The sequence below is a fragment of the Saccharopolyspora sp. NPDC002376 genome, from assembly GCF_053593195.1.
Window position 1 is genome coordinate 17,681 of sequence record NZ_JBSFBZ010000005.1, and the last position, 22,602, is coordinate 40,282.

A 22,602-nucleotide genomic window follows, 5' to 3' on the forward strand; every position below is an offset into this window, starting at 1 on the left:
CCACCGGTTCGCGTTCGACGACATCGAGGCGGCCTACGACGTGTTCGAAAACGTCGCCGCGAACGAGGCCCGCAAGGTCATCATCACGCCGAACTGAACGGCGGGGAATCCGGGCTTGGTGCGGGGATCGACGTGGGCCGGACCTGGTTTGGTGGTTGCTGGTCAGGTTGTGTTGGTGCCCGGTGCCATCAGTGGCTCGGCAGGATACCGAAGGCGCGGATCTTGCGGTAGATCGTGGCGCGGGACATGCCGAGGTCGGCCGCGGCTCGTTCTTTGTTGCCCTCATGGGTGGCGAGGCTGTGGACGATGGCGTCGCGTTCGATCGACTCCAGCTGGGTGAGCTGGCGCCGGGCGATGGTTCGGCATTCCGCGGGGAGGTCAGTGGCCTCGATCGTGCCTGAGCACTGCCGTCGCGAGACCTCGGTCAGGACACTGTTCAGCTGGCGGACGTTGCCAGGCCAGGGCAGGCGCATGAGCTGCCGCAAGCACGCGTCGGACGGCGCCAGGTCCCGGCCCTTCGCGTGGCGGGCCAGCAGGTGCGGTACCAGGTGACGCAGGTCGTCGCTCCGGTGCCGCAGCGGGGGCACCTCAACGGTGTGCGCGAAGAATGGCATCAGCCAGCCGGCGGCGTCCGGGTCTTGCGGTCGGTCGCTGAGCGTGACAGCGACCCACACCGGAGCTTCCAGCGGGGGAGCCGCCTGCCAGGTCGTGAACAGATCGGCGAGGTGCCGAATGCCTTCGGCGCCGAGGGCGTCGGCATGGCGAAGGACTACGGCCGGTGCGATGCCTCCGGCCACATCCTCGGTAAGGGCGATCACCCATGCCGCGCAGTCGTCGACGCTCTCGCAGTCCCGCACGATCAGGCTGCTGTTGGGGGCGTGGCGCCGGGCGACCGCCTGCGCCAATGCCGCTTTCCCGGTGCCGCGCTCGCCGGTTAACAACAGCCAGTTCCGACCGGTGAGGCTCGCCTGCGCGGCGGAGCACGCCTGTCGCCAGGCCGGGCTGGTACCTGCCACCCCTGGCAGGTGCAGCTCCGCGTGTCCGATGGTTCGCCGGGAAGCGGCGTGGTTCTTCACCCGGAACACTCCACCCGCGAGCACGGAGCCGCTGTACACCGGCCGGTACTCCAACCGTGCGACGACACCCGAGGGAAGGTCGGCCACGATCGTGACCGGTTTGGACGAGCCGGCCGCGTCGACCGTGTGGGTGATGAGCGCAGCCCGGTCGGCCGCGTCGTAGAACTCCTGGGCGTGGTTGTTGATCATCACAACGTCCTCGTTGACGGCCAGGATCGCGCCCGATCCGCGCTGAGAGGAGGCGAGGTACTCGCGGAAAAGCGCCAGTTCGCGGGCGCCGGCGCCGGCGAGCATCGCGTCTTCGATCTGTTTGGCCATCCGACGTGCCAGCGTGAGCAGCAGCGGGCCCGGGGCTCCCGTCCAGGACGTCAGGTCGAGCACCCCGACCAGGTTCCTGCGTATCGGGTGGTAGATCGGCGCCCCGGCGCATTCGAAGTCCGCCAGCGAGCCGTTGAAATGCTCGAAACCTGACACGAGGACCGGCTGTTGGCACTCGAGTGTCGTGCCGATCCCGTTGGTTCCCACGGACTCCTCGGTGTAGCTGAAGCCGGGTGCGAGTGAGATCCGGTCCAACCCGGATTCGAGGGCGCGGTCTGGGCTGGAGCGGTTGACGACCAGCCCGTTGGCATCGGTGAGCAGGATGGCGACCGGGTGGGCGGCCAGTTCGGTGGTCAGGTGGTCCAAGATGGGCTTGGCGCTGCGAACCAGGAGGCTCTCCACATCGCGGTCAGCGACGAACGCCGGGGCCGGCTCCTCGGCGTTGACCTGGTGCTCGAGCGCGCGCCACCAGGACGCGGAGATGATCTTCCGCACGCCGGGCGGCCCAGATACGGGCTGCGACAGGAACATCTCCCGCAGCTCACTCATCCGCTGCGAGTCGGGCCAGTCTCCTCGCGTCGTCACACCGTCTCCTTTGATGTCCACGCGCTCGGGCACTGCGCTGCGTCAACCGAGCGGAGCAATCGTGACGGTCCACGGAAAACCCCGCGGTCTCACATTGAGACAGAAGTTACACGAGATACGCAACACACTCGCCTTCGTTGTTGGCTTGCCTAGCGGCGACGCCCCAGTTTCAAGGAGGCTGAATTGAGCAGGCAGAGTCTTACCAAGGCGCACAACAAGATCACCGAGCTATCGTGGGAGCCGACGTTCGCGACGCCAGCGACGCGCTTCGGCACCGACTACACCTTTGAGAAGGCGCCGAAGAAGGACCCGCTCAAGCAGATCATGCGGTCGTACTTCCCGATGGAGGAGGAAAAGGACAGCCGGGTCTTCGGCGCCATGGACGGTGCGATCCGGGGGAACATGTTCCGGCAGGTGCAGCAGCGCTGGCTGGAGTGGCAGAAGCTGTTCCTGTCCATCATCCCGTTCCCGGAGATCTCCGCCGCGCGGGCCATGCCGATGGCCATCGACGCGGTGCCGAACCCGGAGATCCACAACGGGCTCGCGGTGCAGATGATCGACGAGGTTCGTCACTCGACGATCCAGATGAACCTCAAGAAGCTGTACATGAACAACTACATCGACCCGGCCGGGTTCGACATCACGGAGAAGGCGTTCGCGAACAACTACGCGGGCACCATCGGCCGCCAGTTCGGTGAAGGGTTCATCACGGGTGACGCGATCACCGCGGCCAACATCTACCTGACCGTCGTCGCCGAGACCGCGTTCACCAACACGCTGTTCGTCGCGATGCCCGACGAGGCCGCTGCCAACGGCGACTACTTGCTGCCGACGGTCTTCCACTCGGTGCAGTCCGACGAGTCCCGGCACATCTCCAACGGCTACTCGATCCTGCTGATGGCGCTTGCCGACGAGCGCAACCGCCCGCTGCTGGAGCGCGACCTGCGCTACGCCTGGTGGAACAACCACTGCGTGGTTGACGCCGCGATCGGCACATTCATCGAGTACGGCACCAAGGACCGCCGCAAGGACCGCGAGTCCTACGCGGAGATGTGGCGCCGGTGGATCTACGACGACTACTACCGCAGCTATCTGCTCCCGCTGGAGAAGTACGGCCTGGTGATCCCGCACGACCTGGTCGAGGAAGCGTGGAACCGCATCACCAACAAGTTCTACGTCCACCGGGTGGCGCAGTTCTTCGCCACCGGATGGCCGGTCAACTACTGGCGGATCGACGGCATGACTGATGCCGACTTCGAGTGGTTCGAGCACAAGTACCCGGGTTGGTACAACCAGTTCGGCAAGTGGTGGGAGGCCTACAACCGGCTGCGCTTTCCGGGCCGCAACAAGCCGATCGCGTTCGAGGACGTCGGGTACGAGTACCCGCACCGCTGCTGGACCTGCATGGTCCCGTGTCTCGTGCGCGAGGACATGGTCATGGACGAGGTGGACGACCAGTGGCGGACCTACTGCTCGCAGACCTGCCACTGGACCGACAAGGTCGCATTCCGCCCGGAGTACGAAGGCCGGGAGACCCCCAACATGGGCCGGCTGACGGGCACCCGCGAATGGGAGACGCTGCACGACGGTCGCGATCTCGCCGACATCGTCAAGGACCTGGGCTACGTCCGAGACGACGGCAAGACCCTCGTCCCGCAGCCGCACCTGGACTTGGACGACCCGAAGAAGCTGTGGACGCTCGACGACGTTCGCGGCATCCAGTTCGCCAGCCCGAACGTAAACCTCAACAACATGACGGATCAGGAACGCCAGGAGTGGGCAGCGGCCTACCGCGCGAACCCGAACGTCACCACCGCCTGACGGCCTGAGGACCAGCGGATGGCGGTGGCCGGTGACTTGAGTGCCGGCTGGTGCGGCCACCGCCGTCCGCACCCGAGAAACGAGAGCGCAATGGCCGATAAGCATCGCATCTCCTTCGAACCGGTCGACATCGAGATGGAGGTCGGCGAGGACGAGAAGATCCTCGACGCCGCGTTTCGGCAGGGCATCCATCTCATGCACGGCTGCCGTGAGGGTCAGTGCTCGGCGTGCAAGTCCTATGTCCTGGACGGCGAGATCCAGATGGAGCGCTACTCGACGTTCGCCTGCAACGACGCCGAGGTCGAAGAGGGCTACGTGCTGCTGTGCCGGGCACATGCCTTCAGCGACTGCACCATCGAGCTGCTCAACTTCGACCAGGACGAGCTACTCAACTCCGCCCCGTTGCAACAGATCCGGACCGAGGTCACCGAGATCGTGCCGCATACGCACGACATCGTGGGTCTCAAGCTCAAACCGGTGGACCCGCCCGGGTACGAGTTCAAGCCCGGTCAGTACGCCGATCTGACCATCCCGGGCACCGACGAGCACCGGTCCTTCTCGATGGCGACGATTCCGTCCACAACGGACCACATCGAGTTCGTCATCAAGAAATACCAGGGCGGCAAGTTCTCGGCGTTGCTCGACGACGGGATCTCCGTCGGCGACACGATCCAGCTGGCGGGGCCGTACGGCAGTTTCACCCTGAAGAACGGGCACGTGCTGCCATTGGTGTTGCTGGCAGGTGGGGCCGGCATGGCGCCCGTGCTCAGCCTGCTGCGGCACCTGAGCGAGACCGGTGATACCCGCCGGATCCGGTTCTACTACGGCGCACGCACCCCGGCGGATCTCTTCTACCTCGACGAGATCCGGGCACTGGGTGAACGGCTTGCGGATTTTGAGTTCGTCGTCGCTCTTTCGGAGTCCAGCGAGGGCGTTGAGGGACTCGGCGTCGCCGCCGAGGACGGAATGGTCACCGACGTGGTCGAGGCCCGGGAGCCCGAGTTGCTTCGGACTGAGGTGTACCTGTGCGGGCCGCCGCCCATGGTGGATGCCGCGTTGGAGCTGGCCGCGCGGCAGGGCGTTCCCGATGATCAGGTCTTCTACGACAAGTTCACCACGTCGGTTCGTGACGAGTAGATGTCAGAGGAGATATCGCATGGCGAGCAGTGCAACGCCTGCGCCGAACGTGCGCAGCTTCCCGAAGGTGGAGTTCACCGATTCCGAAGCCGGCGCCCTGGAGTTCCCGAGCTCGAAGAGCCGCAGTTACAACTACTTCAAGCCGGCCAAGCTCCGGGCGACGGTGTACGAGGACGTGACCGTTGACGTGCAGCCGGATCCCGAGCGGCATCTGAGTCAGGGGTGGATTTACGGCTTCGGCAACGGTCCAGGTGGGTATCCGCAGGAGTGGACCAAGGCGAAATCGTCCAACTGGCACGCATTCCTCGACCCCAACGAGGAATGGGAGCAGACCATCTTCCGCAACAACTCGGCGGTCGTGCGCCAGGTATCCCTGGGGTTGGCCAACGCCAAACGTGCCAACGCCTACAGCAGCTGGAATCCCGCCTGGCAGAAGTTCGTCGCGCGCAACTTGGGCGCCTGGATGCACGCCGAGAACGGGATGGCGCTGCACGTTTTCACCTCGATCCAGCGTTCCGGGCCGACAAACATGATCAACACCGCGGTTGCCGTCAACGCCGCGCACAAGATGAGGTTCGCCCAGGACCTTGCCCTGTTCAACCTTGACCTGTCCGATTCGCTGGGTACCTTCGACGGCTCGGTGCACAAGGAGGTGTGGGCCTCGGCCGAGGAGTGGCAGCCCACCCGCAAGGTCGTGGAGGAGCTGACCGCGGTCGGCGACTGGGCAGAGCTGTTGTTCGGCACCAACGTCGTCTTTGAGCAGTTGGTGGGTCAACTCTTCCGCTCCGAGCTGGTCATGCAGATCGCGGCGAAGAACGGCGACTACGCCACGCCAACCATTGTCGGAACCGGGGAGCACGACTACAGCAGGGATCTGGCCTACACCCGCGCCCTGTTCCAGATGCTTACGCGTGACAGCGAGCACGGCGCCGCCAACAAGGAACTGTTCAGCCAGTGGCTCTCGGTGTGGGTGCCGCGTTGCGTGGCGGCCGCACAAGCCCTGCAACCGATCTGGTCGCAGCCTGCGGAAAAGGCGCGCACGTTCGCGGACTCGTTCGACGCGGCTAAGGAGAAGTTCGCTCAGCTGCTCGAGGAGATCGGAATCGACGCACCGAAGGAGTTGGAGAAGTGAGCGATATGCAATTCGGTTCGCAGGCTGGGGCCTCGAACAGGTGCGGGGTTACCTTGATGAACACTCCGATCGGCCGTGTGGTCGCCGACGTGATGGGTGCCAAGGACGGTGTCTCGCTCGTTGAGTACCCGTCGATGATCCGTGTCGATGGCACGAAGCTGCTTGAGTTCGATTACGACGAGCTGACCGGGGTGCTCGGCCAGGAGTTCGACGGCTCGATATTCGAGGAGATCAGTTCCACCCACTACGGCCGGATGGTGCACCTGGATGACCGCACCCTGCTGTTCGCAAACCCGGAGGACGCCGCCGACTACATCGGCTTCGACCTGCTGGCACAGGGCTGAGGCCGCTTTTTCGGACAAGTTCCTGGTTTCGGTCTTTGTCTTTGAAGCGGCGTAGCCGTTCAGTCACCTGGGCAACCGGCACCTACCGGAACCGCTTCGCGAACCGAGTTCAGAAAAGGGATTTAAGGGCGGTGGCGGGGTATTCGCTCAGTGTGCCCCGCCGTCGTTCCGCCGTTTACCACCACAGTGAAGGGTGACGATCTCTCCGATGTATGAGAAGGATGGCGAGAGCTACTACATCGTTGACGGGCACGTCCACATCTGGGACGGCCGGGAGTCGAACCACAAGAACGTGCACGGAAAGCAGTTCATCGACTGCTTTTACGACTACCACAAGAACCTGAGTCCAGCAGAGGTCATCTGGGACTACGACACCTATACCTACTACGGCGGCGAACGCCTGATGAAGGACCTCTTCGATGAGGGGCACGTCGACCACGCCATCTTCCAGGCGACGCTGCTCAACGACTTCTATAAGAACGGGTTCGGCCAGACGGAGGAGTCGTTCGGGCTCGCGCAGGCGAACCCGGACAAGCTGACCTACAACCACGCCTACGACCCGCGCAACGGCGAGGCCGGTCTGGAGCAGCTGCGCCGCGACGCGGAGCGGATGAAACTCAAGGGCGTCAAGCTCTACACGGCCGAATGGAACGGCGACTCGCGCGGCTACAAGCTCGACGATGCGTGGTCGCGCCGTTACCTCGAAGAGTGCATCAAGCTGGGCATCAAGAACGTCCATGTCCACAAGGGACCGACGATCCGGCCGCTGGACCGGGATGCCTTCGACGTTGCCGACGTCGACAAGGTCGCCACCGACTACCTCGAGCTGAACTTCGTTGTGGAACACGTCGGCCTGCCGCGTCTGGAGGACTTCTGCTGGATCGCGACCCAGGAGTCCAATGTGTACGGCGGACTCGCGGTCGCGATGCCGTTCATCCATGCGCGGCCCCGCTACTTCGCCCAGATCATCGGCGAACTGCTCTACTGGGTCGGCGAGGACAAGATCCTGTTCGCCAGCGACTACGCGCTGTGGACGCCGAAATGGCTCGTGGAGAAGTTCGTCGATTTCCAGATTCCTGAGGACATGACGGAGTACGCGCCGATCACCACGGAGCAGAAGAAGAAGATTCTGGGTCTCAACACGGCCGCCCTGTATGACCTTGACGTGCCTCGGCAGCTTCGGCTGCCCGATTCCGCGGGAGTGGGTGTGTGATGACCAGTACGGTTCGGTCCGTCGAAGACCAGGTCATCTCGGCGCTGGGCACCGTAATGGACCCGGAGCTCGACGAACCCGTGACGGAACTGGGTTTCGTGCGTTCGGTGCACCTCGACGCCGACGGCGTCGAGGTGCACCTGCGCCTGCCCACGTCCTTCTGCGCCCCCAATTTCGCGTATCTGATGGTCGCGGACGCCTACGACGCGCTGAGCCGCGTCCCGGGCGCGAGTCGGGTTCGGGTGCTGCTGGACGACCACCACGATTCGGACAAGATCAACTCTGGGATCGCCGCCGGGCTCGGTTACGTCGGGACCTTCGGCGCCGAGGCCGATGACAGTCTCGACGAGCTGCGCACGACGTTCCAGCGCAAGGCACACCTCGTTGCGATGGAACGGTGCTGCCGGTCGATCCTCGCCAGCGGTGTCTGGACGATGGAGGAGCTGCCGCTGCTTGAATTGTTCGACGTGGGCGAAGGGCCGCTGAAATCCGCCCTGCTGCGCCGCCGTGAGGCCGTAGGCCTTCCCACCGACGCGCACGCACGCGTCATGGTCGATCACGACGGCGAACCGATCGCGAAGTCCGACTCGGCGCTGTGGTTGCGCTTGGCTACGGCCACCCGGGTGTCCATCGAGGGCAACGCCCATTTCTGCCGGGGTCTGCTCGCGACCCGCTACGCCGACAGCGACCCGGCGGGAGCGGTGTCCGGCTTCGCCCCGACCATCACCAACTCCAGGAGTCAGCCTTGAAAGCAGTACAGGTAACCGGGTACCACCAGCGCCTCGAACTGCACGATGTCGCCGAACCCGAGATCGCCGGCCCGCTGGACGTCGTGGTGAAGGTCGGCGCTGCGGGCGTGTGCCGTACCGACATCCACATCCTCGAAGGCCAGTGGGCGGAGAAGTCGGGCGTCGCGCTGCCGTACACGATCGGCCACGAGAACGCCGGTTGGGTGCACGCGGTCGGCGACGCGGTCACGAACGTCTCGGTGGGGGACAAGGTCATCCTGCACCCGCTGATGACGTGCGGACTGTGCCGGGCCTGCCGGCTCGGCGACGACGTGCACTGCGAGAACTCGCAGTTCCCCGGGATCGACACCCACGGCGGGTACGCCGAATACCTGCTGACGTCGGCGCGCTCCTGCGTCAAGCTGGACGACAGCCTGGAGCCCGCCGACGTCGCCGCGCTCGCCGACGCCGGCCTGACGGCGCAGCACGCCGCCGCCAAGGCGGCCAGGGCGCTGCGTCCTGGCGAAGTCTGCGTCATCATCGGCGCCGGCGGTCTCGGCCACATCGGCATCCAGTGCATGAAGGCGATGAGCACGGCGACACTCGTCGTGGTGGACCGCAATCCCGCCGCGCTCGAACTGGCCAGGCAGGTTGGTGCCGACGTCACCGTCGTCGCCGGCGGAACCCACGTTGCGCAGATCCTCGAACTGACCGGCGGCCGCGGTGCCGAGGCGATCATCGACTTCGTCGGTGAAGGCGGATCGACCGCCGAAGGCGTACGCATGCTGCGCCGTGCGGGGAACTACTACGTCGTCGGCTACGGCGAGAACATCGACATCCCGACGATCGACATCGTCTCGACGGAGATCAACTTCATCGGCAACCTCGTCGGCTCGTACACCGACCTGCAGGACCTGATGGTGCTTGCCGCGCAGGGCAAGGTGAAGCTGCACACCGCTCAGTACCGGCTGGATGATTTCCAGCAGGCGATCGACGACTTGAACGCAGGCAAGGTTCGCGGCCGGGCAATCCTCATTCCCTGACTCATGGTGCCGTCCTGTCACACGAAGTAGAAAGCAGGTCATCATGGCGAAGCAGCTGCGGTTCAGCGTCGACGCGCGGCGCCAGCTCGAACTCGGCGTCAACACCCTGGCGGACGCGGTCAAGGTCACCCTGGGGCCCAAGGGGCGCAACGCGGTGCTGGAGAAGTTGACGGGGCCGCCCACGATCACCAACGACGGCGTGACCATCGCGCGGGAGATCCAGCTCGCGGAACCGTTCGCGAACATGGGGGCCCAGCTCGTCAAGGAAGTCGCGATGAAGACCAACGGTGCCGTCGGTGACGGCACCACGACCGCGACCGTGCTCGCCCAGGCCATGGTGCGGGAGGGGCTGGCCGCGCTCGGTGAGGGAGCCAACCCGATGCGGGTGCGCCGGGGCATCGAGGACACCGTCGAGGCGGTCGTCGAGTGGTTGCGAAAGTCTGCGACCCAGGTCGTCGGTGAGGTCGAGCTTGAGCGCGTCGCGACACTGGCGGCAGTCGACGACGAACGGATCGGCCGCGTGATCGCCCAGGCCCTGGCCGCGGTGGGCGCCGAAGGTGTGGTCGAGGTCGAGGAGTCCGGCGAGCCTGGTCTAGGGGTCGAGCTCGTCGACGGAATCGAGTTCGACCACGGCTACATCTCGCCCTACATGGTCACCGACCGGGAGCGGATGGAGGCGAGCTTTGACGACCCGGCCATCTTGTTGACGAACAAGAAGATCAGCCAGGTGCAGGAGCTGATGCCTACCGTGGAGGCTGCGCGGCGTCTTGGTCGGCCGCTGGTGATCCTCGCGGAGACCGTCGACGGTCCGGCACTCCAGATGATTGTCAGCGGCAACGTGCACGCCACGTTCCCCGCGGTCGTCGTCCGCGCGCCGGGATTCGGGCACCGCAGGGTGGCCGAACTGGAGGACCTGGCCGCCGCGCTCGGCGGGCGGGTGGTCAGCGAGGACTCGGGTGTCACGCTGACCGAGGTGTCCGAGCGGGACCTCGGTCGGTGCGCGCACATCACGATCACCGAGGAAAAGACGACGATCATCGGCGGTGCTGGTGACGAGGCGATCGTGCGGGCGCGGATCGGGCAGCTGGAAAAGCAGCTTGAGCGGGCTCGGATCGAGCACGACCAGGATGCCCTGCGGCTCCGGGTCGCGCGGCTCTCGGGTCGCATCGCCGTCGTGCGGGTTGGCGCGGCCACCAGCGTCGAGCTCAAGGAGCGGATGCTGCGCGTCGAGGATTCGCTGGCGGCGGCCAAGGCGGCCCTGGAGGAGGGCGTGGTCACCGGCGGTGGTGCTGCGCTCGCGCAGGCCGCGCGCGGCGTCGAGTTGGCCTGCCTGGAGGGCGATGCCGAAGTGGGGCGTGAGATCGTCCGGCGGGCTCTGGGCGAGCCGCTGCGCTGGATCGCCTCCAACGCCGGTTACGACGGCGACGAAGTCGTCACGCGGGTGGCTGGCATGGACAACGGTCACGGGTTCGACGCGCTCACCGGGCAGTACGGCGACCTCTTTGCCGGGGGCGTCATCGACCCGCTGAAGGTGACTCGTTCGGCGCTGGAGAGCGCGGCGTCCATCGCGGCCCTCCTGATCACCACGGAGACCGCGGTCGTCGAGCAGGTGCTGGTCAACCCCGGCGCGATCGTGGCTCCCGGCATGGGCGACCTGGCCGAGGGCATGGTGCGCCCGTCGAACATCTACTAGCAAGTCGCGATGACGACGGGTGTCACCGGAAACGGTTTCCGGTGACACCCGTCGTCATCGCCGCTCTCAGTCGCGAACGGCAAGTTCACCCAGCTCCGACCAGTCGTCCTGCTCAAGCACCATGTTCACGACGCGTGGCGTCTCGGCGAGGTACTTCGGCAGTAGTTCCTGCGCGGCCCTGAAGTGGTCGGACCCGACGTGAATCGCTCCGGCGTCGCTGTCCGCGAAGGCCTCCACGAGCAGGTACTCGGTGGTATCCGCGATGGAGCGGGACCAGTCGAACCATTTGCAGCCGGCCTCGGCACGGGTCGCCTCGGTGAACTCACGTGCGATCTCCGGCCACGCGTCGGAGTGCTCCGGCTTGACGCGGAACTTAGCGGTGATGAAGATCATCCCAACCCTCTCTCATGTCGTGATCTTGTTGTGTCGTTGTCACTCCACTTGCCAGCCGGCGGAAATCAGCGCGTGACGTGCTTGTTCCCGGCATGCCAGGTGTTCCTCGCGTCCGATGACGGCACCCGATTCGACCGGCACGGCCGGTTCCTCGTGATCGGTGCTGTCGCCGGGGTTGTGCATCACACCCGCACCCGGGGGCTCGGGGAAGCGGCGGGAATCAGATCTGCGGCCCATCACTGAAGCAGTCCTTCCGCTCGAGCATCTATTCACTTCGGATGGAATGGTTCACATTCCGAGCTGCGCAGAATGTCGCATCGCGTGCGCCTGCCGGTGGTCTCAATCTGAGACAGGGAATTGCGTGCCGCGTTCGTATCCTCTGAATTCATCGGGGCCGCGGTGGAGGAGAACGTCGATGCTCGACTTGGAGTACAAGGCGGGGGCCATCGTGGTCGCGATCTGCGGGGTGCCGTGGGGAGTGCTGACCGCTGAACTGCTGGACAGCTTGCAGGCGGCCATCGCCTACATCGGGCCGGAGCATGCCATCGTGCTCACCGGAATCGGCGGCGTTTTCGCGCCCGATCTCGCCTCGGGGCCCGGTCCGGTTCGGGCGGAGGCGTTGAACCTGGTGCCGCGCACGCTGGAGGTGTTCCGCGCCCATCCACGTCCCGTCGTGGCCGCGGTCAACGGCGACGCGGTCGGGGCGGGCTACGAGCTGGCGTGTGCAGCGGATTTCCGGATCATGTCCGCCGGAGTCGTGCAGCCCTCGTCTCGTAGTGCGGTGTGCTACCAACCGGCGGCGGCAGTAGCGGCCGGGCTCGTGGACCGCTGCTGCGACTCTGCGGAGCTGATCGACATGGCCCTTCGGCAGGTGAGCCGCATCGACACACGTGCGGCTGTGGCCGGCTAGATGATTGATTCCGTGGTCATTTACGTGGTCTTCATTTGACTGACTCAAGAGAATCTGAGAGCCCGACTGCCTACCCGGACGAGTTGTGCCGGTGCCGGGGCGAACGGGGCGGCGTGCGGTGCTGGTCGGATGGGGTGGTGGGGCTGTGTGCGACTATGGCCGTGCCATGAGTGACCAGCCTGCGTACCGTGCCGACCTGCGCATCGACGTCGGTGCGATCCGCCACAACGTGAGGGTGCTCTCGGCGCGTGCCCGCGAGTCGGGCGCCCGCACGATGACCATCGTGAAGTCCGACGGCTACGGTCACGGCGCGGTGACCGTAGCGCGCGCCGCGCTCGAATCCGGCGCCGACTACCTCGGAGTTGCTTCCGTCAGCGAGGCGCTGCAGTTGCGCGTGGCCGGCATCACCGCTCCGGTGTTCTGCTGGCTCTACGCCGCGGACGAGGACTTCGCGCCCGCGATCGCCGAGGACATCGAGCTTTCCGCGTCGTCACTGTCCGGTCTGCAGAAGATCGAGACGGCGGCCGCGGCTCAGGATCGCGTCGCGCGCGTGCACCTCAAGATCGACACCGGGTTGTCGCGCAGCGGTTGCCCGGGCGACCTCTGGCCCGCGCTGGTGGAAGCCGCTGCGAAGGCCGAGGCGGACGGCAACGTCGAGATCGTCGCGATGTGGTCGCACCTGGCCTGCGCCGACGAGCTCGGCCACCCCTCCATCGACGACCAGGCCGCGCGGTTCCAGCGCGCGCACGAGCAGGCGCGCGCGGCGGGGCTGAACCCGATCCGGCACATCGCCAACTCGGCCGCCGTGCTCACCCGTCCCGACCTGCACTTCGAACTGGTCCGGCCGGGCATCGCCGTCTACGGGCTGGACCCGGTGCCGCAGGACGGCGACCACGACCTGCGCCCGGCCATGACCTTCCGCTCCTCGGTGGTGCTGACCAAGCGCATCGCCGCTGGCGAGAGCGTTTCCTACGGCCAAACCTGGACAGCTGACCGGCCGACCGGGCTCGCGCTGGTGCCGGTGGGCTACGCCGACGGCGTGCCGCGGACGCTGTCCGGCCGGATGTCGGTGTGGCTGGCGGGAAAGCGGCGTCCGGTGCGCGGCCGGGTCTGCATGGACCAGCTGGTGGTGGACGTCGGCGACGACGAGGTCCACGAGGGCGACGAGGTGCTGCTGTTCGGGCCGGGCGACCGGGGCGAGCCGACGGCGGCGGAGTGGGCCGACGAGATCGGCACCATCCACTACGAGATCGTCACCGGCATGTACCGCCCGCGCGTGACGCGAACCGTCGAGGACGAGACGTGACGAGCCTGGAGTCGGTGTGAAACCCGTCTGGCAGGCGCTGGCCTGGACGAGCGGTGTGCTGGGGGCTGCGGTCACCGGCGCCGCGGTCGGCGTCGTCGCGCACAGCACGCGAGTGGCCGGGCAGCGCGACGCCGACGAGGACCCGCACGCCGATGAGCCACTGGGTCGGCTCCGTCCCACTCGACAGTCCACTGTGGCCGCTGATGATGGAGTTCCGCTTGCGGTGCAGGAGATCGAGCCCTCCGACGGTGGCGATCCGGAGCTGACCGTCGTGCTGGTGCACGGGTTCGCGCTGGACTCCCGCTGCTGGCACTTCCAGCGCCGCGACCTGCCGGAGCTCACCGACCCGCGGATCCGGCTGGTGCAGTACGACCAGCGCAGCCACGGCCGTTCCGGGCACTCCACCAAGCGCAACAGCACGATCGAGCAGCTCGGACGGGACCTCGACGCGGTCCTGCGCGCGATGGCGCCGAAGGGACCGATCGCGCTGGTCGGGCACTCGATGGGCGGCATGACGATCATGGCGCTGGCCGAGCAGCAACCGGAGCTGTTCCGCGACCGGGTCCGCGCGGTGGCGCTGATCGGCACCGCGGCCAATTCGGTCGGCGCGGCCGGGCTGCCCCGGACCTGGCTCTCGCGCGTCAACCCGGTGCCGCGCGGGCTCGCGCTGCTGTCCAGCATCCAGCCCGACCTGGTGGAACGCACCCGGCGGGCGGGGGACAAGATCACCTGGAACCTGATCCGCTCGCTGTCGTTCGGGGATCGCAAGATCTCGCCCGCGGTGGTGGATCTGATGGCGGAGATGATCGGGGCCACCACGGTCGAGGTCGTCACCGACTTCCTGGAGACGATCGGCCTGCACGACCGCAAGACCGCGCTCGCCGCGCTGCGGACCTGCGAGGTGTTGGTGCTCAGCGGCGACGTCGACCGGGTCACGCCGTTCTCGCCGCACGCCGAGAACCTGGCCGCCGAGCTGCCGGACGCGACGCTGGTGCGCGTCGAAGGCGCTGGGCACCCGGTGATGCTGGAACGGCCGGAATTGGTCACCGAGCAGTTGGCCGCGCTGCTGCGCAGGGCGGTCGGGAAGGCGAGCGGGAAGTGAGTTCTGCGCTGCGGATCGCGGCGTTGCCGCAGGAAGCCGACACCCTCGAGTTCGGCCGACGGCTGGGTGCGGCGCTGCGTGCCGGCGACCTGGTGCTGCTGGACGGGCCGCTCGGTGCGGGCAAGACCGTGCTCGCGCGGGGGATCGCGGCGGGCATGGGCGTCACCGGCAGGGTGACCTCGCCGACGTTCGTGATCGCGCGGGTGCACCGGCCGGATTCCGGCACCGGCCCGGCGCTGGTGCACGTCGACGCCTACCGGCTGGGTGGGCTGGACGAGATCGACGACCTGGACCTGGACACCGACCTCACCGAAGCCGCGGTCGTGGTGGAGTGGGGCGAAGGGCTGGCGGAGCGGCTCGCGGATAGCCACCTGATGCTGCGGATTCGTCGTCGTATTGACGACGTCCGCGAGATCACGCTGGAGCCGCACGGCGAATCGTGGGATGCGCGGATACCCGAATTGCTCGGCCGGTGACTGATTTCCTGGCTGGGATCCCCGGTTCGCTCGCGCTGATCGCCTCGGCGCTCGTGCTGTTCGCCGAATCCGGCCTGCTGATCGGGGTTTTCCTGCCGGGCACGGGCACTGTCCTGGCGCTCGGCTGGTTGGCCGGGCAGGGCGTGGTATCGGTGTGGCTGGCCGCGGTCTGTGCGGCGAGCGCGACGGCTTTGGGGTGTCAGCACGGTTTCTACCGTGGTCGTCGTGGCAGTCTGCTGCGGCGCGAGCTGGTGAAACGCTTGGGGGAGCAGCGGTTCGAGCGTCTGGTGTCCGTATTGGACAGTCGTGCCGAGGTGACCGTGTCGGTGTCGCAGTGCTTCGCGGCCGTGCGAACCCTGGTACCGCGCCTCGCGGCCCGAACCCACATGACCCACGTCCGCTTCACCCTCTGCAACCTGCCGGTCGCCATCACCTGGGCAACAACCCTGGTCCTCCTCGGAGCCTGGTCCGGCGACGCCTACGACCGAGTCCAAGCCATCGCAGGCCTGGCAGGTCTCCCCGTCCTGGCTGTGGCAGCAGCGGTCGCGCTGACGATCTGGTGGCTCCGCTGCAAGTCCAAGCTCCGCGCCTGACGTTCACCCTTGGGGCGGTCAATTTCGCGCGAAATTGGCAAAACTTAGCCCGATCGTGCGGTTCCAGTGCCCGACATGCCGTGGGCGCGTTGGGATCGGGGACAAAACTGACCGTTACGGGATTCGGGTGGCGGTGCCGGTTACCCGGATCTGGTCGTGGGTCTCGGAGATCTCGACGTCGAGGATGCTGGGGCGGCCCATGTCGTAGCCCTGGTGGATGCGGAAGCTCGTAGGCGGGGTGACCAGGCCGAGGTGCTTGAGGTAGCCGCCGAACGCCGCCGCGGCCGCGCCGGTCGCCGCGTCTTCGATGACGCCGCCCGGTGGGAACGGGTCTCGGGCGTGGAAGAGCTCGGGGCTCTCGCGCTGAACCAGTTGCAGCGTCGTCCAGCCCTGGTCGGCCATCAGCTTTCCGAGGCGGTCGAAGTCGTAGGACAGCGCCGCGAGGGTGTCCCTTGTGGACACTGCGAGGACGAGGTGGTCGGCGCCACCGAAGGCGATGCGGGGCGGCAGTTCTGAGTCGAGGTCGTCGCTGGTCCAGCCCAGCGCGGCCAGCGCCTCGGCGAGGACGGCGGGTTCGACGTCGCGCACCGAGGTGGGGACGCTGGTGAGCGACGCGGTGTGCCGGCCGGAGTCGTCGACCTGGGTGTCGACGGTGACCAGTCCGGCCTGCGTGTGCAGGTCGAACCGCCCGGCGCCGTCGCGTTCGGCCAGCGCGACGGAGGTGGCGATCGTCGCGTGTCCGCAGAAGGAGACCTCGGCCTTCGGGCTGAAGAACCGGACGTCGTACGCGCGCTCACCGCGAGGGAACAAGAACGCGGTCTCGGAGTACCCGACGTCGGCGGCGATCCGCAGCATCGCCGCATCGGTCAACCCCGACGCGTCGAGCACCACTCCGGCGGGGTTCCCGCCGTTGGGGTCATGGCTGAACGCCACCAACCGCTGGGCCTCGACACCCGTCGACTGCTCCGTCACGTCGCTCATGCCGCATCCAGCGCCAGGTCCCCACGGCTTATTCCCCAGATCGTGCAGCAGGGGATTTACAGTTTCAATTGAAACTGTAAATCCCCGTGCCTGGAGACCACAGTTTCAATTGAAACTGTGATCCACCGTGGGTAGGTTCTACAGTTTCAATTGAAACTGTGGTTTGCGGAGGTCAGGCGGTGTTGCTGACGCTGAGTTCTTCGGAGAGGTTTTTGGCCAGGCGCTGCATCAGGGGGATGACCTCGTCGGTGGCGATGCGGGTCATCCGGCCTTCCGGGCCGCTGATCGAGATCGCCGCGCCAGCCGGCGCTCCGGGGACCGCCACCGCGTAGCAGCGGACGCCGACCTCCTGCTCCCCGTCGTCCAGGGCGTACCCCTGCTGGCGGATGCGGTCCAGCTCGGCCTGCATCGACTCGACAGTGACGATGGTGCGTTCCGTCTGCGGGTGCATCGTCGTGCGGGACAGCAGCTGGGTCACGGTGTCCGGCGGCATGGTGGCCATGACGGCCTTGCCGACCGCCGTGGCGTGCGCGTCGACCCGGCGGCCCACCTCGGTGAACATCCGCATCGAGTGCTGCGAGGGCACCTGCGCGACGTAGACGATCTGCTCGCCGTCGAGCACCGCCATGTTGGAGGTCTCGCCGGTCGCCTCGGTGAGCTCCGCCAGGTAGGGGCGGGCCCAGGAGCCGAGCGCGCGGCTGGCGGTTTCGCCGAGGCGGATCAGCCGGGGGCCGAGCGCGTAGCGGCGGGACGGTTGTTGGCGGGCGTAGCCGTTGCTCACCAGGGTGCGCATGATCCGGTGGATCGTCGGCAGTGGTAGGCCGGACTTCTCGGCGAGTTCGGACAGCGCCACCTCGCCCCCGGCGTCGGCCATGAGTTCCAGCAGCTCGAAGGTGCGTTCGACGGACTGCACCCCTCCGCCCTGGCTTGCCCGTTGCGGGCCCGTGGTCATCGCAGAACTCCCTTTTCGCCCTTCGGACTGACCGAAGTCTAGTCCGTGACGGGTGTGACAGCTCATGTTGCTTCGAACGCTATGCGGAAACTAACATCCACGATGCAGAAAAACATTACGGGCGTACCGCAAGCGGAACGGCCGCCGCGCAGCCTCGGGTGCGCGTCAGTCCGCCACGCGGCAAGGTGAGCCATCAGCCACCGTCTGGAACCCGGCAGCAGAAAGGGTGGACTTCTCATGTCCGAAACGGCAGCAGGAGTGCAGGTCATCGGCGGCGCCGTCGAGCGCGGGGACGAGATCCTCACCAAAGAAGCGCTCGAGTTCGTGGCCGGTCTGCAGCGCGCCTTCGGCGCTCGGCGCGACGAGTTGCTCGAGCGTCGCAAGCAGCGCCGCGCGGAGGCCACTGCCAAGGGCCGGCTGGACTTCCTCGAGGAGACCCGGCACATCCGCGAGAGCGAGTGGCAGGTGGCCGCGCCGCCCGCCGACATCGCCGACCGCCGCGTGGAGATCACCGGCCCGACCGACCGGAAGATGGCGATCAACGCGCTGAACTCCGGCGCCAAGGTCTGGCTGGCCGACCTCGAGGACGCCAACACCCCGCACTGGAGCAACGTCGTCTCCGGCCAGGTCAACCTCTACGACCTGGTGCGCAAGCAGATCGAGCTGGTCACCGAGAAGAAGACGTACAAGCTGCGCGACGACGTCAAGCACGCCGTGCCGCTGGTGCGCCCGCGCGGCTGGCACTTCGACGAGAAGCACGTCCTCGTCGACGGCAAGCCCGCGGTGGCCGCCCTCGTCGACTTCGGCCTGCACTTCTTCCACAACGCCAAGGAGCTGCTCAGCCGCGGCAGCGGGCCCTACTTCTACCTGCCGAAGATGGAGAGCCACCTCGAGGCTCGTCTGTGGAACGACGTGTTCACCCACGCTCAGCAGGCGCTCGGCGTCCAGCACGGCTCGGTGCGCGCCACGGTGCTGATCGAGACCTACCCGGCCGCGTTCGAGATGGAGGAGATCCTCTACGAGCTGCGCGATCACTCCGCGGGCCTCAACGCCGGTCGCTGGGACTACTTGTTCAGCGTCATCAAGACCTTCCGCGACTCCGACAAGTACATCCTGCCGGACCGCAACGCCGTCACCATGACCGCGCCGTTCATGCGCGCCTACACCGAGCTGCTGGTGCGCACCTGCCACAAGCGCGGTGCGTTCGCCATCGGCGGCATGGCCGCGTTCATCCCGACCAAGGACGAGTCCAACGCAGCCGCGATGGACAAGGTGCACGCCGACAAGAAGCGCGAGGCCGGCGACGGCTTCGACGGTTCCTGGGTCGCCCACCCCGGTCTGGTGCCGATCTGCTTCGAGGAGTTCGACGCGGTGCTGGGCGACAAGCCCAACCAGATCGACCGCACTCGCGACGAGGTCGCGGTGACCGCTGACCAGCTGCTCGCGGTCGCCGAGACCCCGGGTGACAAGACCATCGGGGGTCTGCGCGCGGCGGTCGACGTGGGTGTCCGCTACATCGTGTCCTGGCTGGGCGGCAACGGTGCGGCGGCGATCCACAACCTGATGGAGGACGCCGCGACCGCGGAGATCTCCCGGTCGCAGATCTGGCAGTGGCTGCACAACGACGTCGTGCTGGCCGGCGGCGAGCGGGTCACCACCGACCTGGTTCGCGAGGCGCTGGCCGACACGGAGAAGCAGCTGCGTGCCGAGGAGGGCTTCCCGGTCGAGAACCTGGGCCGGGCGGTCGAGCTGTTCGAGCAGGTGGCGGTGGCCGACGAGTTCGTCGACTTCCTGACGCTGCCCGCCTACGAGCAGATCGACTGATCGAACTGCGGTGATCGGGGGTCGTGCGTCTTCCACGCGATTTCAATGGAAATTGGACGTCTGATTTCCATTGAAATCGCGTTCCGGGGACGCACGGCCCCCTCGCTGCAGCCGAGCGGGGCAGCCGGGGACGCCTCCCGGCTGTCGAACCGAAGGGAGCGCAAGTGGCCAGAACCTCGCTGGAAACCGCCGAGGTCAACCGCAGGCTCGACCGGCTTTCCGCCGTGGACGAGCACATCGCCGACACCTATCCGGGTGCGCGGGCGGTTCGGCAGCCGGTGCACACCTGCTACGTGCCGGCGAACAAGGTCGACGCCGACACGGTGCGGCAGTGGGAGCAGGAGGCGCTGGCCGCGCTCGACCGGGACGCGGCTCGACCCGAGGACCTGATCGAGATCCTCGGCATGGACGCCGAGATCGCCCGGGCCGTGCACCCGCGGCTGCGCGCCAAGCTGCAGAACTCCCCGCTGGAGGACCTGCGCATCGACTTCGAGGACGGCTACGGCAATCCCGGTGACGAGGCGGAGGACGCCGAAGCCGAGCGCACCGCCGGTGTGCTCGCCGACTGGCTGCGCGACGGCGCGGCACCGGCGAACTTCGGGCTGCGGGTGAAGTCCTTCGACACTCCGGATTTGCGCGCTCGTTCGGTGCGCACGCTGGACGTCTTCCTCACCGCGCTGCTGGCCAAGCACGGCAGCCTGCCCGACGGGTTCGTGCTGACCTTCCCGAAGGTGGTCGACGTCGCGCAAGTCGAGGTGTTCGTCGAGTTCCTGGGGCTGTTCGAGCAGCAGCTGGGTCTGCCGGAGCGGTCGCTGCGCTTCGAGATCCAGGTGGAGACCACGCAGTCCATTGTGGACTCCGAGGGGCGTCTTGCGCTGCCGCGCTTCCTCCGCGCGAGCGCCGGCCGGGTCACCGGTCTGCACTTCGGCACCTACGACTACACAGCCAGCTGCGGCCTGACTGCCGCCCACCAGCACCTCGCGCACCGCGCCTGCGACTTCGCCCGCCACGTGATGCAGGTGTCCGCGGCCGGCACCGGGGTGTTCCTCTCCGACGGTTCGACGAACGTCCTGCCGGTCGGCGACCAGGTCCACCACGGCTGGCGCACCCACTACGACCTCACCCGCCGCTCCCTCGAGCACGGGTTCTACCAGGGCTGGGACCTCCACCCGGCCCAGCTGGTGACCCGCTACGCAGCGGTCTTCGCGGCCTTCCGCGACTCCGCGCCCGCGGAAGCAACCCGCCTCTCGGCGTACGCGTCGGCCAGCGGCGGAGCTGTCCTGGACGAGCCGGCAACGGCCCGCGCCCTGGCGGCGTCCTTCGTCCGGGCTCTCGACAACGGAGGCATCGACGCAGCCGAGGTCAAGGAGATGACCGGCCTCTCGGAGGAGGAGATCCGCAAGCTCGGCCGCCTCTGAGCCACCTGGCGAAGGGCGCCGCCAACCCGATCGGCGGAATCCTTCGTCTTTTGCGCGCCTGACCTGGATCTGAGCGGAGTGCGCGCGGATCATGACCCGCATGACCGTCATGCGGGTGGGAACGTGCCAGTTCCCGGTGAGTGCGGACATCCGGAACAACGCTCGGCACATCGCGCGGCAGCTGCGCATTGCGAAGCAGCGGGGAGCGGACGTGGCCCACTTCCCGGAGGGGGCGTTGTCCGGCTATGCGGGCGCCGACTTCGACAGCTTCGACGGGTTCGACTGGGAGCTGCTGCGGTCGGCCACCACCGAGCTGATGGATTTGGCCCGCGAGCTGGAGATCTGGGTGGTGCTCGGCTCGGCGCACCGGCTCAGCGGCGACCGCAAACCGCACAACAGCCTCTACGTGATCGACGCCTCTGGTGAGCTCGCCGACCGCTACGACAAGTGCTTCTGCGCCGGGCCGCCGGATGGGAGTTCCGGCGATCTCGCGCACTACAGCCCCGGGGACCACCTCAGCACCTGGGAGATCGGCGGCATCCGCTGCGGTGCGCTGATCTGCCACGACTACCGCTACCCCGAGCTGTACCGGGAGTACCGAAAACTGGGTGTGCAAGTGGTTTTCCACTCGTACCACGCCGGAAACATCCCGGCGGAGCGGGTGGCTGTGATCGAGTCCGTCATCGGGTCGGAGTTCAAGCGGTTGAACCAGGCGGCAACGCTCACCTTCCCGGGCGTCACGATGCCGGCTGCGATGACGGCGGCAGCGGCGAGCAATCACGTGTGGATCAGCTGCCCGAATTCCTCGACCGCGGAGAGCCTGTGGCCGGCTTTCTTCGTGCGCGCCGACGGTGTCACCGTCGGTCGGCTGCGCCGGAACGTGGCTGGTGTACTGGTGTCGACTGTGGACATCGAAGCTGATCTGTACGACTCGACCGCTGCGTGGCGAGATCGGGCCATCGCCGGTGTCCTGCACAGCGGAACTCCTGTCGACGACGCCCGGTCGCGGAATCGAACGGAGCTGTGAGCACCGGGTGGACATGGCGTGTCCGGTAGGTCATCCGCTTCTGAGTGGTGCCGACACGAAAATGTGGTCGATCTCGGCGGCGTGGGCGTGTGGGACGGGCTAATGTCGGGTATCCGGAACTCGCTTCGCTTTGGGGGATGAGCATGGCAGACAACGACCACAACGACATCGTCGCGACGCTCGCCGATCGGCTGGGCAAGCACCAGGTCTTCGGCGAGCCCGTGCAGCAGGGCGACACCACTCTGGTGCCGGTCGCCAACATCCGCATCGGAGGTGGACGTCGTGGTCGCCGGGACGACGACGGGCGCGGCGTCGGCGTGGTGGCGCGCCCGGCTGGGGCGTTCTCGATCTCGGCTGACGGATCGGTGTGCTGGCACCCGGCGGTCAGCGTGAACCGCATCGTCTGGGGCGGCCAGTTCGTTCTCGCTGCCGTGCTGATCACCACCGCGATCGCATTCCGCCGTCGCCGCTGAGCACTCGTCCTACCCTGCGTCACGACTGACCGTTTTTCATCCTGTCCGGCTGGTGAC

General features: G+C 67.0%; 22 protein-coding genes. 17 read left to right on the forward strand and 5 right to left on the reverse strand.

What is annotated here, in order from left to right:
• Positions 1-188: 188 nt before the first annotated feature.
• Entirely contained in the window at positions 189-1,979 is a 1,791-nt protein-coding gene (locus ACWCO2_RS05375; protein WP_450126477.1) for a sigma-54-dependent Fis family transcriptional regulator, read from the reverse strand.
• A 183-nt stretch (positions 1,980-2,162) separates the two neighbouring features.
• Between ACWCO2_RS05375 and ACWCO2_RS05380 the strand changes: the two genes are divergently transcribed.
• The 8 genes from ACWCO2_RS05380 (at position 2,163) to groL (ending at position 11,090) form a co-directional block, all read left to right on the forward strand.
• Positions 2,163-3,800, forward strand: coding sequence for a methane monooxygenase (locus ACWCO2_RS05380; protein ID WP_450126478.1), 1,638 nt, complete (start codon positions 2,163-2,165; stop codon positions 3,798-3,800).
• A 90-nt stretch (positions 3,801-3,890) separates the two neighbouring features.
• Positions 3,891-4,937, forward strand: coding sequence for a 2Fe-2S iron-sulfur cluster-binding protein (locus ACWCO2_RS05385; RefSeq protein WP_450126479.1), 1,047 nt, complete (start codon positions 3,891-3,893; stop codon positions 4,935-4,937).
• 19 nt (positions 4,938-4,956) lie between these two features.
• Positions 4,957-6,069 carry an aromatic/alkene monooxygenase hydroxylase subunit beta gene (locus ACWCO2_RS05390; RefSeq protein WP_450126480.1) on the forward strand — a complete coding sequence of 371 codons (1,113 nt, stop codon included), beginning with the start codon at positions 4,957-4,959 and terminating at the stop codon, positions 6,067-6,069.
• Positions 6,070-6,074: 5 nt separating this feature from the next.
• Entirely contained in the window at positions 6,075-6,413 is a 339-nt protein-coding gene (gene mimD, locus ACWCO2_RS05395) for a propane 2-monooxygenase effector subunit MimD (RefSeq protein WP_450126666.1), read from the forward strand.
• Positions 6,414-6,621: 208 nt separating this feature from the next.
• On the forward strand, positions 6,622-7,626 hold the full coding sequence (locus ACWCO2_RS05400; protein ID WP_450126481.1) for an amidohydrolase family protein: 1,005 nt from the start codon (positions 6,622-6,624) through the stop codon (positions 7,624-7,626).
• Complete coding sequence (locus ACWCO2_RS05405) at positions 7,626-8,375, forward strand: metal-sulfur cluster assembly factor (RefSeq protein ID WP_450126482.1); 750 nt, start codon at positions 7,626-7,628, stop codon at positions 8,373-8,375. The genes ACWCO2_RS05400 and ACWCO2_RS05405 overlap by 1 nt, the downstream gene beginning before the upstream one ends.
• Entirely contained in the window at positions 8,372-9,397 is a 1,026-nt protein-coding gene (locus ACWCO2_RS05410) for an NAD(P)-dependent alcohol dehydrogenase (RefSeq protein WP_450126483.1), read from the forward strand. Before ACWCO2_RS05405 ends, ACWCO2_RS05410 begins: the two co-directional genes overlap by 4 nt.
• A gap of 43 nt (positions 9,398-9,440) precedes the next feature.
• Complete coding sequence (gene groL, locus ACWCO2_RS05415; RefSeq protein WP_450126484.1) at positions 9,441-11,090, forward strand: chaperonin GroEL; 1,650 nt, start codon at positions 9,441-9,443, stop codon at positions 11,088-11,090.
• Positions 11,091-11,156: 66 nt separating this feature from the next.
• Here groL and ACWCO2_RS05420 read toward each other — a convergent pair whose 3' ends face one another.
• Complete coding sequence (locus tag ACWCO2_RS05420; RefSeq protein WP_450126485.1) at positions 11,157-11,483, reverse strand: putative quinol monooxygenase; 327 nt, start codon at positions 11,481-11,483, stop codon at positions 11,157-11,159.
• 39 nt (positions 11,484-11,522) lie between these two features.
• Positions 11,523-11,720, reverse strand: coding sequence for a hypothetical protein (locus tag ACWCO2_RS05425; RefSeq protein WP_450126486.1), 198 nt, complete (start codon positions 11,718-11,720; stop codon positions 11,523-11,525).
• Between the two features lie 178 nt (positions 11,721-11,898).
• Here ACWCO2_RS05425 and ACWCO2_RS05430 point away from each other — a divergent pair, with 178 nt between their 5' ends.
• The 5 genes from ACWCO2_RS05430 (at position 11,899) to ACWCO2_RS05450 (ending at position 15,870) form a co-directional block, all read left to right on the forward strand.
• Complete coding sequence (locus ACWCO2_RS05430) at positions 11,899-12,393, forward strand: enoyl-CoA hydratase/isomerase family protein (protein WP_450126487.1); 495 nt, start codon at positions 11,899-11,901, stop codon at positions 12,391-12,393.
• Positions 12,394-12,559: 166 nt separating this feature from the next.
• Positions 12,560-13,699 carry an alanine racemase gene (gene alr / locus ACWCO2_RS05435; protein ID WP_450126488.1) on the forward strand — a complete coding sequence of 380 codons (1,140 nt, stop codon included), beginning with the start codon at positions 12,560-12,562 and terminating at the stop codon, positions 13,697-13,699.
• A 16-nt stretch (positions 13,700-13,715) separates the two neighbouring features.
• A complete protein-coding gene (locus ACWCO2_RS05440; RefSeq protein ID WP_450126489.1) occupies positions 13,716-14,801 on the forward strand; it encodes an alpha/beta fold hydrolase in 1,086 nt (361 codons plus the stop codon).
• Positions 14,798-15,277: a tRNA (adenosine(37)-N6)-threonylcarbamoyltransferase complex ATPase subunit type 1 TsaE gene (gene tsaE, locus ACWCO2_RS05445; protein WP_450126490.1), complete on the forward strand. Its 480-nt coding sequence runs from the start codon at positions 14,798-14,800 to the stop codon at positions 15,275-15,277. Before ACWCO2_RS05440 ends, tsaE begins: the two co-directional genes overlap by 4 nt.
• Positions 15,274-15,870 (forward strand): DedA family protein, encoded by a 597-nt coding sequence (locus ACWCO2_RS05450; protein WP_450126491.1) that lies wholly within the window; start codon positions 15,274-15,276, stop codon positions 15,868-15,870. The genes tsaE and ACWCO2_RS05450 overlap by 4 nt, the downstream gene beginning before the upstream one ends.
• Before the next feature lie 114 nt (positions 15,871-15,984).
• Here ACWCO2_RS05450 and ACWCO2_RS05455 read toward each other — a convergent pair whose 3' ends face one another.
• Positions 15,985-16,851 carry a PhzF family phenazine biosynthesis protein gene (locus ACWCO2_RS05455; protein ID WP_450126492.1) on the reverse strand — a complete coding sequence of 289 codons (867 nt, stop codon included), beginning with the start codon at positions 16,849-16,851 and terminating at the stop codon, positions 15,985-15,987.
• Between the two features lie 172 nt (positions 16,852-17,023).
• A complete protein-coding gene (locus ACWCO2_RS05460) occupies positions 17,024-17,803 on the reverse strand; it encodes an IclR family transcriptional regulator (protein ID WP_450126493.1) in 780 nt (259 codons plus the stop codon).
• A gap of 237 nt (positions 17,804-18,040) precedes the next feature.
• Between ACWCO2_RS05460 and aceB the strand changes: the two genes are divergently transcribed.
• The 4 genes from aceB (at position 18,041) to ACWCO2_RS05480 (ending at position 22,545) form a co-directional block, all read left to right on the forward strand.
• Complete coding sequence (aceB, locus tag ACWCO2_RS05465; RefSeq protein WP_450126494.1) at positions 18,041-19,627, forward strand: malate synthase A; 1,587 nt, start codon at positions 18,041-18,043, stop codon at positions 19,625-19,627.
• 164 nt (positions 19,628-19,791) lie between these two features.
• A complete protein-coding gene (locus tag ACWCO2_RS05470) occupies positions 19,792-21,045 on the forward strand; it encodes a DUF6986 family protein (RefSeq protein ID WP_450126495.1) in 1,254 nt (417 codons plus the stop codon).
• 100 nt (positions 21,046-21,145) lie between these two features.
• Entirely contained in the window at positions 21,146-22,072 is a 927-nt protein-coding gene (locus ACWCO2_RS05475) for a carbon-nitrogen hydrolase family protein (RefSeq protein WP_450126496.1), read from the forward strand.
• Positions 22,073-22,209: 137 nt separating this feature from the next.
• Complete coding sequence (locus tag ACWCO2_RS05480; protein WP_450126497.1) at positions 22,210-22,545, forward strand: hypothetical protein; 336 nt, start codon at positions 22,210-22,212, stop codon at positions 22,543-22,545.
• Positions 22,546-22,602 lie beyond the last annotated feature (57 nt).

Coding starts and splice junctions, on each gene's coding strand:
- ACWCO2_RS05385 (WP_450126479.1), top strand. CDS start 3,891: ATGGCCGATAAGCATCGCATCTCCTTCGAACCGGTCGACATCGAGATG.
- ACWCO2_RS05390 (WP_450126480.1), top strand. CDS start 4,957: ATGGCGAGCAGTGCAACGCCTGCGCCGAACGTGCGCAGCTTCCCGAAG.
- mimD (WP_450126666.1), top strand. CDS start 6,075: ATGCAATTCGGTTCGCAGGCTGGGGCCTCGAACAGGTGCGGGGTTACC.
- ACWCO2_RS05400 (WP_450126481.1), top strand. CDS start 6,622: ATGTATGAGAAGGATGGCGAGAGCTACTACATCGTTGACGGGCACGTC.
- ACWCO2_RS05405 (WP_450126482.1), top strand. CDS start 7,626: ATGACCAGTACGGTTCGGTCCGTCGAAGACCAGGTCATCTCGGCGCTG.
- groL (WP_450126484.1), top strand. CDS start 9,441: ATGGCGAAGCAGCTGCGGTTCAGCGTCGACGCGCGGCGCCAGCTCGAA.
- ACWCO2_RS05420 (WP_450126485.1), bottom strand. CDS start 11,483: ATGATCTTCATCACCGCTAAGTTCCGCGTCAAGCCGGAGCACTCCGAC.
- ACWCO2_RS05425 (WP_450126486.1), bottom strand. CDS start 11,720: ATGGGCCGCAGATCTGATTCCCGCCGCTTCCCCGAGCCCCCGGGTGCG.
- ACWCO2_RS05430 (WP_450126487.1), top strand. CDS start 11,899: ATGCTCGACTTGGAGTACAAGGCGGGGGCCATCGTGGTCGCGATCTGC.
- alr (WP_450126488.1), top strand. CDS start 12,560: ATGAGTGACCAGCCTGCGTACCGTGCCGACCTGCGCATCGACGTCGGT.
- ACWCO2_RS05455 (WP_450126492.1), bottom strand. CDS start 16,851: ATGAGCGACGTGACGGAGCAGTCGACGGGTGTCGAGGCCCAGCGGTTG.
- ACWCO2_RS05460 (WP_450126493.1), bottom strand. CDS start 17,803: ATGACCACGGGCCCGCAACGGGCAAGCCAGGGCGGAGGGGTGCAGTCC.
- aceB (WP_450126494.1), top strand. CDS start 18,041: ATGTCCGAAACGGCAGCAGGAGTGCAGGTCATCGGCGGCGCCGTCGAG.
- ACWCO2_RS05475 (WP_450126496.1), top strand. CDS start 21,146: ATGACCGTCATGCGGGTGGGAACGTGCCAGTTCCCGGTGAGTGCGGAC.
- ACWCO2_RS05480 (WP_450126497.1), top strand. CDS start 22,210: ATGAGCATGGCAGACAACGACCACAACGACATCGTCGCGACGCTCGCC.